At 52.8% G+C, this 13,929-nt stretch carries 11 protein-coding genes; all 11 read right to left on the bottom strand.

Annotated elements, in window-relative coordinates; all coding sequences use genetic code 11:
* Window positions 1–29: 29 nt before the first annotated feature.
* A complete protein-coding gene (secA, locus tag A1WG_RS08775) occupies window positions 30–2,735 on the bottom strand; it encodes a preprotein translocase subunit SecA (protein ID WP_000905806.1) in 2,706 nt (901 codons plus the stop codon).
* Window positions 2,736–2,797: 62 nt separating this feature from the next.
* Entirely contained in the window at window positions 2,798–3,310 is a 513-nt protein-coding gene (secM, locus tag A1WG_RS08780) for a secA translation cis-regulator SecM (RefSeq protein ID WP_000014327.1), read from the bottom strand.
* A gap of 230 nt (window positions 3,311–3,540) precedes the next feature.
* Window positions 3,541–4,458 carry a UDP-3-O-acyl-N-acetylglucosamine deacetylase gene (lpxC, locus tag A1WG_RS08785; RefSeq protein ID WP_000595484.1) on the bottom strand — a complete coding sequence of 306 codons (918 nt, stop codon included), beginning with the start codon at window positions 4,456–4,458 and terminating at the stop codon, window positions 3,541–3,543.
* Between the two features lie 100 nt (window positions 4,459–4,558).
* A complete protein-coding gene (gene ftsZ, locus A1WG_RS08790) occupies window positions 4,559–5,710 on the bottom strand; it encodes a cell division protein FtsZ (RefSeq protein ID WP_000462777.1) in 1,152 nt (383 codons plus the stop codon).
* A 60-nt stretch (window positions 5,711–5,770) separates the two neighbouring features.
* A complete protein-coding gene (ftsA, locus tag A1WG_RS08795) occupies window positions 5,771–7,033 on the bottom strand; it encodes a cell division protein FtsA (RefSeq protein WP_000588474.1) in 1,263 nt (420 codons plus the stop codon).
* Window positions 7,030–7,860, bottom strand: a complete 831-nt coding sequence (gene ftsQ, locus A1WG_RS08800; protein ID WP_000075732.1) for a cell division protein FtsQ — start codon at window positions 7,858–7,860, stop codon at window positions 7,030–7,032. The genes ftsA and ftsQ overlap by 4 nt, the downstream gene beginning before the upstream one ends.
* Before the next feature lies 1 nt (window position 7,861).
* Complete coding sequence (gene ddlB, locus A1WG_RS08805) at window positions 7,862–8,782, bottom strand: D-alanine--D-alanine ligase (RefSeq protein ID WP_000130029.1); 921 nt, start codon at window positions 8,780–8,782, stop codon at window positions 7,862–7,864.
* A complete protein-coding gene (murC, locus tag A1WG_RS08810; protein WP_001096039.1) occupies window positions 8,775–10,250 on the bottom strand; it encodes a UDP-N-acetylmuramate--L-alanine ligase in 1,476 nt (491 codons plus the stop codon). Before murC ends, ddlB begins: the two co-directional genes overlap by 8 nt.
* A gap of 53 nt (window positions 10,251–10,303) precedes the next feature.
* Window positions 10,304–11,371, bottom strand: a complete 1,068-nt coding sequence (gene murG, locus A1WG_RS08815; RefSeq protein ID WP_000016580.1) for an undecaprenyldiphospho-muramoylpentapeptide beta-N-acetylglucosaminyltransferase — start codon at window positions 11,369–11,371, stop codon at window positions 10,304–10,306.
* Window positions 11,368–12,612: a cell division protein FtsW gene (gene ftsW, locus A1WG_RS08820; protein ID WP_001517743.1), complete on the bottom strand. Its 1,245-nt coding sequence runs from the start codon at window positions 12,610–12,612 to the stop codon at window positions 11,368–11,370. The genes murG and ftsW overlap by 4 nt, the downstream gene beginning before the upstream one ends.
* A complete protein-coding gene (murD, locus tag A1WG_RS08825; RefSeq protein ID WP_000796427.1) occupies window positions 12,612–13,928 on the bottom strand; it encodes a UDP-N-acetylmuramoyl-L-alanine--D-glutamate ligase in 1,317 nt (438 codons plus the stop codon). Before murD ends, ftsW begins: the two co-directional genes overlap by 1 nt.
* Window position 13,929 lies beyond the last annotated feature (1 nt).

Here is a 13,929-nt window from a genome sequence, read left to right as displayed (position 1 = left end):
TCTGCGCCTTTTGTCTTATTGATTAGCTTTTATTGCAGGCGACCATGGCACTGCTTGTATTTTTTACCGGAACCGCACGGGCAAGGATCGTTACGCCCAACTTTACGCTCGCCGGTTTGTGCAGCCAGCGCCGCTGCGGCTGCAGAGTCGTCATCCTGATGGCTAAGCTGCTGCATTTGCGCTAAACGCTCGGCTTCCATACGACGTTGTTGCTCCAGCTCTTCAACTTCTTCCGGCATACGAACCTGAACTTTGCTCAGCGTGCTAACCACTTCATATTTCAATGATTCCAGCATCGCCGCAAACATTGCGAAGGATTCACGTTTGTATTCCTGCTTCGGATCTTTCTGCGCGTAACCACGCAGGTGGATCCCCTGACGCAGGTAATCCATCGCCGCCAGGTGCTCTTTCCACAGGGAGTCCAGCGTTTGCAACATCACACCTTTCTCGAAGTGACGCATCATCTCGGCGCCAACCACTTCTTCTTTACGCTGATACACTTCGATGGACTGCGCCAGAATACGCTCACGCAGCGTCTCTTCATGCAGCTCTGGCTCTTTGTCCAGCCACTCGGCAATCGGCATATCGAGATCGAAATCGTTTTTCAGACGCTCTTGCAGCCCAGGAATGTCCCACATTTCTTCCAGTGATTGTGGCGGAATGTAGGCATCGATGGTCGCTTTGAACACATCTTCACGAATGCTGTTGATGGTTTCGCTCACATCGCTGACATCCAGCAGTTCGTTACGCTGGGAGTAAATGGCGCGACGCTGATCGTTAGCTACGTCATCGTATTCCAGCAACTGTTTACGAATGTCGAAGTTACGGCTTTCAACTTTACGCTGGGCGTTGGCAATTGCTTTGGTTACCCAAGGGTGTTCAATCGCTTCTCCAGGTTTCATACCCAGTTTACGCATCATGCCGGAAACACGGTCGGAGGCAAAAATACGCATCAGCGCATCTTCCATCGACAGGTAGAAACGGGAAGAACCGGCATCGCCCTGGCGACCCGAACGGCCACGCAACTGGTTATCGATACGACGAGATTCGTGACGTTCTGTACCGATGATATGCAAACCACCTGCTGCCAGAACCGCGTCGTGGCGTACCTGCCAGTCAGCTTTAATTTTTTCAATTTGCTCTGCGGTCGGGTTTTCCAGCGCGGCAACTTCTGCCTGCCAGCTACCGCCGAGCACAATGTCAGTACCACGACCCGCCATGTTGGTCGCGATAGTCACAGCCGCCGGATAACCCGCCTGGGCAACAATCGCAGCTTCGTTGGCGTGGAATTTGGCGTTCAGAACGTTATGCTTGATACCCGCTTTGGTCAGCTCGTTTGATACCAGTTCTGATTTTTCGATGGAGATGGTACCAACCAGCACCGGCTGGCCTTTCGCGGTACGCTCTTTGATATCTTCAATGATCGCCTGGATTTTTTCCGCTTCGGTCATGTAGACCAGATCCGGCAGATCTTTACGAATCATCGGACGGTTAGTCGGAACGACGACGGTATCCAGCTTGTAGATTGAGCTAAATTCGAATGCTTCGGTATCAGCCGTACCGGTCATCCCCGCCAGTTTTTCATACAAACGGAAGTAGTTCTGGAAGGTGATAGAAGCCAGCGTCTGGTTTTCGTTCTGGATCTGCACACCTTCTTTCGCTTCCACAGCCTGGTGCAGGCCATCGGACCAGCGACGCCCTTGCATGGTACGACCGGTATGTTCGTCAACGATGATAACTTCACCATCTTTAACGATGTAATCGACGTCGCGGGTAAATAGCGCGTGGGCACGCAGCGCCGCCGTTACGTGGTGCATCAGCATGATATTAGCCGGAGAATACAACGACTCGCCTTCGGCCATGATCCCTTCTTTCACCAACAGCTCTTCAATCAGCACCAAACCACGTTCGGTCAGGTTCACCTGACGAGATTTTTCATCAACCGAGAAGTGACCTTCGCCCTGGAAGGTTTCAGAGTCTTCTTTTTCCTGGCGGATCAGGTGTGGAATGATTTTGTTGACGCGCTTATACATTTCCGAACTGTCTTCTGCCGGACCAGAAATGATCAGCGGTGTACGCGCTTCATCGATCAGGATGGAGTCCACTTCGTCCACCAGCGCATAGTGCAGTTTACGCTGTACACGCTCTTCTGGGCTGAACGCCATGTTGTCGCGCAGGTAGTCGAAACCGTACTCGTTGTTAGTACCGTAAGTAATGTCGGCCGCATAGGCTTCACGTTTCGCTGGCGCAGGCATGCCCGGTAGGTTGATGCCGACGGTCATACCGAGGAATTCAAACAGCGGACGGTTGTTTTCGGCGTCACGCTGCGCCAGGTAATCGTTGACGGTAACAACGTGCACGCCCTTACCGGTTAATGCGTTCAGGTAAGCAGGCAGCGTTGCGGTCAGTGTTTTACCTTCACCAGTACGCATTTCCGCGATACAGCGTTCATTAAGAACCATGCCGCCGAGCAACTGAACGTCGAAGTGACGCATCCCAAAGACACGCTTACTTGCTTCACGCACAACGGCAAAGGCTTCCGGGATCAGGTTTTCCAGCACTTCGCCTTTTTCCAGACGTGCGCGAAACTCTGCAGTTTTTCCCTTCAGTTCTTCGTCGGAGAGTTTTTCCATCTCCGGTTCCATGGCATTGATGAGGTTGACGACTTTGCGCATCCGGCGCAGGGTGCGGTCGTTACGGCTACCGAAAACTTTTGTTAATAATTTGATTAGCATAATAAAATCTCAAACGCCCCGCAGTGCGGAGTTAATAAAATGAAATAAAGGTTTTGTCGTTATTAGCTAAGGCGTTGAGGGCCAGCACGGATACCTTGCGCCTGGCTGATCCAGACGGGCGTGCTGAATGCTGCTTGCGGAGTAAAATGCGCATAATCAATGCGATAACCATTTTCAGGCGGCGTGCCTTCCTGGGTCAGCAGCGCGCTGAGCGTATCCAGTAAAGCAAGATGTTGCGCCTGAAACGGTAAAGACTCTTCAGCAACGGGCAGCGTTTGCGGTGCCATTGCGAAGGAAAGATGACGGATTACCGTGCGAATTGCGTGTTGATGCCAGTAATCAACGGAATAGTTCGAGTTTGGGCGGCGCGTATTCGCTTCCAGCAAGGCCAACTGACTAAAGTTAACTTTGGCGGAAGGCTCGTGGTTGCGGGTTGTCGCTTTTGCGGGCGCATTTGGTTCGGCGGCGTTGCTGAGCGCAGGCAAACCTAAACTCGCCGCGACCATCCCTAATAAGAGATGCGGCCAGAAGTAGCGTTTACCAAACTGTCGCCAGCGCGTCAGTATTCCACTCACGTTATTGCCATCCCAATCGTATTCAAACGTTTTTAGCGCACAAATCTTATCATTAAAGGCCGAAGTCCACAGCAGGAATGAAGATAAGTTGTGCGTAAAAGTGCTTAAGAAAACAGCGTTCGCACCGTTTCTTACGGCCCTGATAACAACTCAAAAAAAACGACTGGTTCACCTGGCCGGAGAGAGTGCCAGATTTGCCAGTCGAATTTTATACGACAGTATAAATGTCGTTATGCCAGTACCGTCGAAGGCGCTTTGAAGGCCAACGGCAGTTCTGCGTCGTCCTGGAAGGTCACATATTCCCAGGCTTCCTGTTTTGCCAGGACAGCCTGCAACAGTTTGTTATTCAGTGCATGACCGGATTTATAGGCGGTAAATGCACCAATAATATTGTGACCACACATGAACAAGTCACCGATCGCGTCAAGCATTTTGTGACGCACAAATTCGTCTTCAAAACGCAAACCGTCTTCGTTCAGTACGCGATAATCGTCAACAACGATGGCACAATCGAAGCTGCCGCCCAGGCACAAACCACGAGACTGCAGATATTCAATATCGCGCATGAAACCGAATGTACGCGCACGGCTGATCTGACGCATAAACGCATCAGCAGAGAAGTTCATCGCATAGCGTTGATTGCTGGAATCGATAGCCGGATGGTTGAAATCGATGGTGAAATCCAGCGAAAAACCATTATATGGCTTAAATTCAGCCCACTTATCGCCATCTTCGACACGAACAGTCTCTTTGATGCGAACAAATTTCTTGGCGCAGTTGAGTTCGTCGATACCAGCATCAAGCAGCAGGTAAACAAACGGAGCAGCGCTGCCGTCCATAATCGGGATTTCCGGTGCGTTAACTTCGATAACGATGTTATCGATGCCTAAGCCCGCGAGCGCAGCGTTCAAGTGCTCAACGGTTGAAATCCGTACATCATGCTCGTTGACCAGACACGTACAGAGCATGGTATCACGCACAGATTTGGCATCGGCCGGGAAATCTACCGGTGGATTCAAGTCGGTGCGACGATAGATGACCCCGGTGTTGGCCGGCGCAGGGCGTAACGTCAGGGTGACTTTCTTGCCGGTATGTAAACCGACACCCGTCGCCTGAACGATACGTTTAAGTGTCCTTTGTTTGATCATCGTATTATCTCGCCAAATTATCTATCCAACCGAAGTGTACTATACATTCGGCAGGCCAGTTTAGCACAAAGAGCCTCGTAACCCAAATTCCAGCTTATTCTTAGTCAGCTTGCTTACGCAAGAATGCAGGGATATCCAGATAATCAGGTTCTTTCGCGGTTTGCGGCGTATTGTCGTTCACCACTTTAGCGACCGGTTTCTGTTCCTGAGTCAGCGGTGCCATACCGTGCTGTTGGTAACGATCCATCACCGGCTGCTGAACTTGTTTATTGGTCACGAGAGTGATTTCAGGACGTTTGTCCATGCCGATGCCTGTTGCAACCACGGTTACACGCAGTTCATCGTTCATATCCGGGTCAAGAGATGTACCGATAACCACAGTCGCGTTATCCGAAGCAAATGCACGGATGGTGTTACCTACGGTTTCGAATTCATCCAGACGCAGGTCGAAGCCCGCCGTGATGTTAACCAGCACGCCGCGCGCGCCAGACAGGTCGATGTCTTCCAGCAGCGGAGAAGAGATAGCCATTTCAGCCGCTTCTTCCGCACGGTCTTCGCCGCTTGCCACACCAGAACCCATCATCGCGTAGCCCATTTCAGACATCACGGTACGAACGTCTGCAAAGTCGACGTTCATCAGACCCGGACGAGTAATCAGTTCAGCGATACCCTGAACAGCACCTTTCAGCACATCATTCGCTGCGCCAAACGCATCAAGCAGGGAAATACCGCGACCGAGCACCTTCAGCAGTTTATCGTTCGGGATGGTAATCAGTGAGTCCACATGCTTGGACAATTCAGTGATCCCCTGCTCCGCGAAGGCCATACGCTTCTTGCCTTCAAAGTTGAAAGGCTTAGTCACGACAGCAACGGTCAGGATCCCCAAATCTTTTGCAACTTCAGCAACGACCGGCGCAGCACCTGTACCAGTACCGCCCCCCATACCTGCTGCAATAAATACCATGTCTGCACCTTCCAGCGCCGCACGCAGTGCATCGCGATCCTCATCAGCCGCATTACGGCCAACTTCTGGATTAGCGCCAGCTCCCAGTCCTTTGGTTATACCACTACCGATCTGAATCGTCTGCCCAACCGCTGTTTTACGCAGCGCCTGTGCATCGGTATTTACCGCGAAGAATTCAACACCTTCAATGCGCTCACGCACCATGTGCTCAACAGCATTACCGCCGCCGCCGCCGACGCCGATGACTTTAATCACCGCGTCGTTGGTAAGTTCCATTGGTTCAAACATAGTTTCTCTCCGATATGTGCCTGTCGCCTGAGGCCGTAATCACCGTCGACCTCATAAAAATTAAAACTCTTTTCGCAGCCAACTATTGAGTCGCTTGATCCACGAGCCAACTGATGCTGTAACACGTTTTTCTACTTCCGCTTCACCGTTAAGATGTGACTCTTTCCCGTAGTGAAGCAATCCCACAGCCGTCGAGTAATACGGCTCCTGAGCATAATCAGTTAAACCAGTGATATTCAGCGGCGCGCCAATACGCACCTGCGTATGAAACACTCGCTGAGCGCAGGCGGCAAGACCTTCGATCTGCGCCGCGCCACCGGTTAATACAATGCCCGCCGCCAGGTGATGTTTCACACCTTGTTGGCGAAGCTTTTCCTGCAACTGCAATATCTCTTCGTTGACCAGATTGAGCAGCTCGGTATACCGTGGCTCAATCACCTCCGCCAGCGTCTGACGTTGCAGACTACGCGGTGGTCGCCCACCTACGCTCGGCACTTCCACACTCTCATCTTTACCAACGATGGAGCCTAACGCGCAGCCATGGCGAACTTTAATCGCTTCGGCGTCGCTTGGCGGCGTGCCAAAGGCATAGGCGATATCACTGGTCACCACATTGCCAGCATAAGGAATTACCTTGGTGTGGCGCAATGCCCCACCGGTATAAACGGCGATATCCATTGTACCACCACCGATATCGACGACGCAGACTCCCAATTCACGTTCGTCTTCCGTCAATACCGAATAACTTGATGCCAGTCCGGCAAATATCAGTTGGTCAACTTTCAGGCCACAACGTTCAACCGCTTTAACAATGTTTTTCGCCATATCATTGTGACATGTGATCAGGTGCACTTTTGCCTGCATTCGCACGCCGGAAAGCCCCACCGGGTTCTTGATCCCTTCCTGATAGTCAATCGCGTACTCTTGCGGGATCACGTGCAACACACGATGTTCATCACGCACGCGCACCGATTTCGCGGTATGGACGACGTTTTCCACATCTTCTTGCGTCACTTCTTCTTCAGAAATGGGCACCATACCTATTTCATTCTGACAACTGATGTGCTTACCAGAAAGCGCCAGATATACTGAAGAGATCTGACAATCTGCCATCAATTCTGCCTGGTCAATAGCGCGTTGTACGCATTTGACCACGGATTCGAGGTCGTTAACCCCGCCTTTATCCATACCACGTGACGGGCAACTGCCCACACCAATGATATTGACCATACCGTCGGGCAGAACTTCCCCTACTAAAGCGGCAACCTTCGCGGTACCAATCTCCAGTCCTACTACCAGTTTTCTGTCCGTCGCCTTGATCATTGTTGTTCTGCCTGTGCCTGATTTTGTTGCTGAGTAGATTCCTCTGGCGGCAAGGGCGCCCAGCCTACTGCCGCACCAGAGTCATAACGCAAATCAACGTAGCTAATCCGTTTGCCATCGGTTTGCGCCTGCTGCTGTAAAACCGGATAAAGTTCTACAAAGCGAGCCAAACGTTTCATCGTATCGCCCCGGCCAAGGTTGAGCTTAATATCGTTATTCAGCGTCAACTGCCAGGAACGCCGCGCGGTCATCGCCGCTTCCTTCAGAGTAAATCTGTCCTTTGCCAGCATCTGCCCCATTTCGCGATAGCCCTGCAACACTTCATTTGCGCTGCCTTCCGGGCCATACAACATCGGGAGCACCTGCTTGCTGGTGCGATCTGGTGGCACGCTGAAGGTATTTCCTTCGGCGTCTACCATATGTTGATCATTCCACCGCGCAATCGGCACATATTCAACCAGATGAATCTTCAATTCATCAGGCCACTGCTTTCTGACGCTCACCTGCTTAATCCACGGCAGGCGTTGTTCTATTTGCGTCTGGATGATGTTGACATCCTGGGTCATAAAAGTACCCGGCTCACCCAACGCCAGGATCGACTGCCGGATATCGTCATTACGCGTGTAATGCCGTTCACCGGTCAACACCAGCTTTGAGAGCGGCAGGCGTTGCGCATCTTCCATCCAGCCCAACACGACCCAGCCGCTCACCAACACTGTCGTTAAAACCGTCAGCAGGAAAAGGATCCCCGCCAGACGTGTTCCATTATTGCGGCGAGAAGAAATCTCTTCCTCGCTGTTTCGCGTGTTCAGAGCAGCCTGCGACATATTAGTCCGCCAGTTCCAGAATTCGTACTACCAACTGCGAGAAGCTTAACCCCGCCTGACGCGCCGCCATCGGCACCAGACTATGGCTGGTCATACCCGGTGAGGTATTGGCTTCCAGCAGATAAAACTGTCCATCACTGTCCAGCATGACATCAATACGCCCCCATCCTTTGCAGCCTAAAGTCGTCCATGCTTTCAGCACTAATGCCTGCAAATTGGCCTCTTGTGACGCTTCCAGACCTGCGGGGCAGAAATACTGTGTCTCATCAGAGAGATACTTTGCCTCATAATCATAGAAGGTTCCGGCGGGTTGAATACGTATTGACGGTAAAATTTCTTCACCGAGTATCGCAACCGTGAACTCCGGCCCACTTAGCCATTTTTCAATCAATACTTCTTCATCGTGCTGAAATGCCAATCTTAATGCATCTTGTAGAGCATTTTCTGCTACTACTTTTGACATTCCAACGCTGGAACCTTCGCGACTCGGCTTGACAATAAGCGGCAAACCTAAGGCAGAAATTTCTGCTAACTGCTTATCACTAAGGCCTTTTTCAAATTCTGCGCGGGTTAATGCCACCCACGGCGCTACCGGTAAACCTGCTCCCTGCCACAGCAATTTGCTGCGTAGTTTATCCATTGAAAGCGCAGATGCCATCACCCCGCTGCCGGTATAAGGTAGCCCCATCAGCTCGAGCATGCCCTGCAATGTGCCGTCTTCACCGCCGCGCCCGTGCAGAGCGATAAATACTTTCTGAAAGCCCATCGCCTTCAGTTGCGTCACGTCGACTTCTTTCGGATCGACAGGATGCGCGTTGATACTGCCTTCACGCAGCCCGGCTAACACTGCAGCACCAGAATTCAAAGAAACTTCTCTCTCTGCGGAGTTCCCGCCCAACAGGACCGCGATTTTATCAGTCATGTTGCTCTTCCTCCGGAGTTTGCGGCTTCAGTTTGATTTCAGCTAAAGAACGAGCAATTTTTCCGATATTACCCGCCCCCTGCACAAGAATCAGGTCGTTACCAGTTAATACCGGTGCTAACATCTCGGCTACCTGCGCCGGATCAGGCACCAGAATGGGATCAATTTTCCCACGTCCACGAATTGTACGACACAACGAACGGCTGTCCGCTCCCGGAATCGGTGCTTCGCCAGCCGGATAAACGTCCAGCATCAATAAGGTATCGACCTGGGTCAGGACATTGGCAAAATCGTCATACAGATCACGAGTGCGGGTGAAACGGTGCGGCTGAAACAGCATCACCAGGTTTTTATCCGGCCAGCCAGCACGCGCCGCTTTAATCGTGGCATCCACTTCTGTCGGATGGTGGCCGTAGTCATCGACCAGCATTGCTGTACCGCTTTTACCGTTGACCGGCTCCAGCGGAAACTCACCGAGGAAATCAAAGCGACGACCGGTTCCCTGGAAGCTCTCCAGCGCACGCAGAATAGCGTCGTCGTCAATCCCCTCTTCCGTGGCGACCGCAACCGCAGCGGCAGCGTTCAGCGCATTATGACGGCCTGGCGCATTCAGAGTAACGCGCATCGGCTCTTTGTCCTGGCGCAGCAACGTAAAGTGCCCCTGCGGGCCAATCTGCTGATAATCTTCCACACGAACGTCAGCATCTTCACTGAAACCATAAGTGGTAATCTGACGGCCAACGCGCGGTAACAACTCACGGATCACCGGGTCGTCAACACACATCACCGCACGTCCGTAAAACGGCAGGTTGTGCAGAAAATTAATAAAAGTCTGTTTTAAATTCTCGAAGTCACCCTGGTAGGTATCCATGTGATCGGCTTCGATATTGGTGACAATCGCCACCATCGGTTGCAGATGCAGGAACGATGCGTCGCTCTCATCCGCTTCGGCAATCAGGTAACGCCCGTGACCTAAACGCGCATGAACACCCGCCGCTTTTACCAGCCCACCGTTAACGAAGGTCGGGTCGAGGCCCGCTTCTGCGTAGATGCTGGAAACCATCGCGGTGGTGGTGGTTTTACCGTGTGTCCCGGCAATGGCGATGCCATGACGAAAACGCATTAACTCAGCCAGCATTTCCGCACGACGAATTACCGGAATACGCGCTTCATGGGCAGCAACAATCTCTGGGTTGTCAGCAGAAATCGCGCTGGAAACAACGACCACGCTGGCGTCACGCACGTTTTCCGGGCGATGGTTGAAGTAAATCGTCGCCCCCAGATTCATTAACTGCTGCGTGACCGGATTTGGCGCTAAATCGGAACCACTGATCTGATACCCTTCATTGGCCAGAACTTCGGCAATACCGCCCATACCGGCACCACCGATGCCGACAAAGTGTATGTGCCGAACGCGACGCATTTCGGGCACGATGGAACGCAGTTTTGCCAATTGTTGTGTATTCATTCTTTACGCCATTAACTTCTCAAATTCATGCGATGCAAAAGGCATCGCCACAATTACGCCCGGGCAGCCCGGCTCACTTCATTTGCCACTCGCTCGGTGGCATCCGGAATGGATGCAGCACGGGCGCGTTCTGCCATGGTTAATAAGGTTTCTCGCGACCACCCGGCCAGGGTGTTGGCGACAGCGTCCACAGTAAGTTGCGGTTGCTCGATAATTTTGGCTGCGCCCGCTTTCTCCAGCGGCAGCGCATTCCAGTATTGCTGGCGGTCTTTATGCTGAAACGGCACAAACAATGCCGGTAGCCCCGCCGCGGCGATTTCACTCACCGTCAACGCGCCGGAGCGGCAAACAACGACATCCGCCCATGCATAGGCCGCCGCCATATCATCAATAAATTCTGTCACTTTATGCTGCGGTTGCCCCGCTTCGGCATAAGCCTGTTCAACAGATTGTTGCGAACCTTTGCCACTCTGATGCCAGATAGTTACCGTATCGCCCAGCTTTGCTGCGACCTGAGGCATTGTCTGGTTAAGAATACGCGCGCCCTGCGAACCACCCACCACCAACACACGAATCGGGCCTTCACGCCCGGCCAAACGTTGCTGCGGTAACGGCAGCGCCAGCACATCGGTACGCACCGGGTTACCAACCACTTCCGCATTGGGGAAAGCGCCTGGAAACGCCTGCATCACTTTGGTGGCAATTTTCGCCAGCCATTTATTGGTCAAGCCTGCAATGCCGTTTTGTTCGTGAAGTACAACCGGAATGCCTAACGACCATGCTGCCAGACCACCTGGCCCGGAAACGTAGCCGCCCATCCCGAGCACCACATCAGGCTTGTAAGCTTTCATAATTGCCCGCGCCTGCCGCCAGGCGTTAAAGATACGCAGCGGAGCCACGAGTAATGCTTTGATCCCCTTACCACGCAGGCCGGAGATACGAATAAAGTCGATCTCAATACCGTGCTTCGGCACTAAGTCCGCTTCCATACGATCGGCAGTACCCAGCCAGCGAACTTGCCACCCCTGGGTCATTAAATGGTGCGCAACCGCCAGCCCGGGGAACACATGTCCGCCAGTACCGCCAGCCATCACCATTAATCGCTTCCCTTGACCACTCATCGTGAACCTCGTGCAAACGCCTGCGCTTTCTCCAGACGCGTTTCATAATCAATACGCAACAGCATCATGATGGCTGTCGACATAATCAGTAAACTCGAACCACCGTAACTGATCAGCGGCAATGTCAAACCTTTGGTCGGTAGCATCCCCGCCGCCGCGCCTACGTTAACCAGCGCCTGGAAACTAAACCAGATGCCAATTGAACAGGCGAGAAAACCAGAAAAACGGTGGTCAATTTCTAACGCTTTACGGCCAATCGACATCGCACGAAAAGCGACGAAGAATACCATTAAAAGCGCCAGCACCACACCGATATACCCCAGTTCTTCTCCGATAATGGCGAAAATAAAGTCAGTATGCGCTTCCGGCAGATACTCCAGTTTTTGTACCGAGTTACCTAAACCTTGCCCCCACAATTCGCCACGACCAAACGCCATCAATGATTGCGTCAACTGATAGCCGCTGCCGAACGGGTCTTCCCACGGGTTCCAGAACGCGGTAACGCGGCGAATACGGTATGGTTCAGCGAGGATCAGCAACACAACCGCTGAAATCCCCATGCCGATAATGGCAATGAATTGCCATAATTTCGCCCCCGCCAGGAACAGCATCGCCAGCGTGGTCACAAACAACACCACCACCGTACCGAGGTCAGGCTGCGCCAGCAGCAACACTGCCAGTACCAGAATCACCCCCATCGGTTTCAGGAAGCCGCGCAAGTTATTACGCACTTCGTCACCTTTGCGCACCAGATAGTTGGCGATATAGCAAAACAGCGACAGCTTAGTCAGTTCCGCAGGCTGAATACGCAGCAGGCCGAGATCGATCCAACGCGATGCCCCTTTAACTGAGCTACCCACCACCAGCACGATCATCAGCAAGATGATTGACCCGAGCAGCATTGTGGCGCTGTAGCGCTGCCAGAACTCCATCGGCAGGCGCAGCGTAATGATCGCCAGAATGAACGCCAGGATCAGGTAAACACCATCACGCTTCGCGAAGAAGAACGGATCGTTGGTTAAGCGTTGCCCGATGGGCATTGACGCCGAGGTCACCATGATAAAGCCAATCGCCGCGAGGCCGAAGGTCAGCCACAGCAAGGTACGATCGTACATGATCAGGCTGTCGGTATCTTTTTCCCGCGAGCCCATCACCCAGCCCTTCAGCGCCGTGGAGATCCAGACCAGGATACTGAATCCCGGCAGACGCGGCATTTTCAGGCGAGGGAAAGATAAACGCATCAACCAAACTCCTTCGCCAGACGAGCAAATTCATTGCCCCGTTGTTCAAAGTTCTTGAACTGATCGAGGCTGGCACAGGCCGGAGAGAGCAGAACCATATCTCCCGGTCGCACGCGCGGAGCCAATAGACGCATCGCCTGCTCCATGGTTTCGGTTTGTTCAGCCACTTCCGGGCGTAAAGCCGCTAACTGCGCACCGTCGCGACCGAAGCAATACAGACGAACGTTATCGCCATTCAGATAGCGCGCCAGCGGACTAAAATCCGCCGATTTGCCATCGCCGCCTAACAACAAGTGCAGCGTACCGTCAACATGCAAGCCGTTTAGCGCGGCTTCCGTACTGCCGACGTTGGTAGCTTTCGAGTCGTTAATCCAGCGTACGCCATTGTGCTCAAGCACCACTTCAAAGCGATGCGGCAGACCGGTAAAAGTCGTTAGCGCTGTCAGGCTGCTGGCTCGCGGTAACCCTGCGGCATCCGCCAGCGCCAGTGCCGCCAGCGCATTGGTGTAGTTATGTTGCCCTGAAAGTTTCATCTCTTTCACGTTCAACACTTTCTCACCTTTCACCCGCAGCCAGGTTTCGCCCTGCTGATGATTCAGGTGATAGTCACCCATGTTGACGCCAAAGCTGACGCAACGTTCATCCGCACCGCGGATCGGCATCGTTAAGGCATCATCGGCATTAACCACGCAAACTTTCGCATTTTCGTAAATGCGCAGTTTTGCCGCACGATACTGTTGCAAACCAAACGGATAACGATCCATATGATCTTCAGTTACGTTCAGAATGGTCGCTGCCACCGCCTGTAAACTGGAGGTTGTTTCCAGTTGGAAGCTCGACAGTTCCAACACGTACAGTTCGCACTCATCATCAAGTAACATCAACGCTGGCAGACCAATGTTGCCACCTACGCCAACGTTAACACCTGCTGCTTTCGCCATTTCGCCCACTAAGGTTGTGACCGTACTTTTGCCGTTAGAACCCGTGATCGCCACAATCGGCGCTTGCGCTTCGCGGCAGAACAGTTCGATATCACCAACGATTTCGATTCCGGCATCGGCAGCGGCGCTTAAGGATGGATGCGCCAGCGCAATGCCGGGGCTGGCGACAATAAGATCTGCCGCCATCAGCCATTCATCATTAAGACCGCCAGTATGACGTTCTACCGTTTCGGGTAATTTATCCAGGCCAGGCGGTGTCATACGCGTATCCATAACGCGCGGCGTCACGCCGCGAGCAAGGAAAAAGTCTACGCAGGAAAGCCCGGTGAGGCCCAGGCCGATAATGACGACATTTTTACCCAGGTAATCAGCCATG

This window comes from Escherichia sp. KTE96 (assembly GCF_000408525.1).
In the GTDB taxonomy this organism is placed as follows: domain Bacteria; phylum Pseudomonadota; class Gammaproteobacteria; order Enterobacterales; family Enterobacteriaceae; genus Escherichia; species Escherichia marmotae.
This window is presented reverse-complemented; position numbering and strand designations above follow the sequence as displayed.

Excerpts from the sequence above, each read along its gene's own strand:
- murC (WP_001096039.1), bottom strand. The coding sequence starts at position 10,250 with ATGAATACACAACAATTGGCAAAACTGCGTTCCATCGTGCCCGAAATG.
- ftsW (WP_001517743.1), bottom strand. The coding sequence starts at position 12,612 with ATGCGTTTATCTTTCCCTCGCCTGAAAATGCCGCGTCTGCCGGGATTC.
- ftsA (WP_000588474.1), bottom strand. The coding sequence starts at position 7,033 with ATGATCAAGGCGACGGACAGAAAACTGGTAGTAGGACTGGAGATTGGT.
- ftsZ (WP_000462777.1), bottom strand. The coding sequence starts at position 5,710 with ATGTTTGAACCAATGGAACTTACCAACGACGCGGTGATTAAAGTCATC.
- murG (WP_000016580.1), bottom strand. The coding sequence starts at position 11,371 with ATGAGTGGTCAAGGGAAGCGATTAATGGTGATGGCTGGCGGTACTGGC.
- murD (WP_000796427.1), bottom strand. The coding sequence starts at position 13,928 with ATGGCTGATTACCTGGGTAAAAATGTCGTCATTATCGGCCTGGGCCTC.
- ftsQ (WP_000075732.1), bottom strand. The coding sequence starts at position 7,860 with ATGTCGCAGGCTGCTCTGAACACGCGAAACAGCGAGGAAGAGATTTCT.
- lpxC (WP_000595484.1), bottom strand. The coding sequence starts at position 4,458 with ATGATCAAACAAAGGACACTTAAACGTATCGTTCAGGCGACGGGTGTC.
- secA (WP_000905806.1), bottom strand. The coding sequence starts at position 2,735 with ATGCTAATCAAATTATTAACAAAAGTTTTCGGTAGCCGTAACGACCGC.
- ddlB (WP_000130029.1), bottom strand. The coding sequence starts at position 8,782 with ATGACTGATAAAATCGCGGTCCTGTTGGGCGGGAACTCCGCAGAGAGA.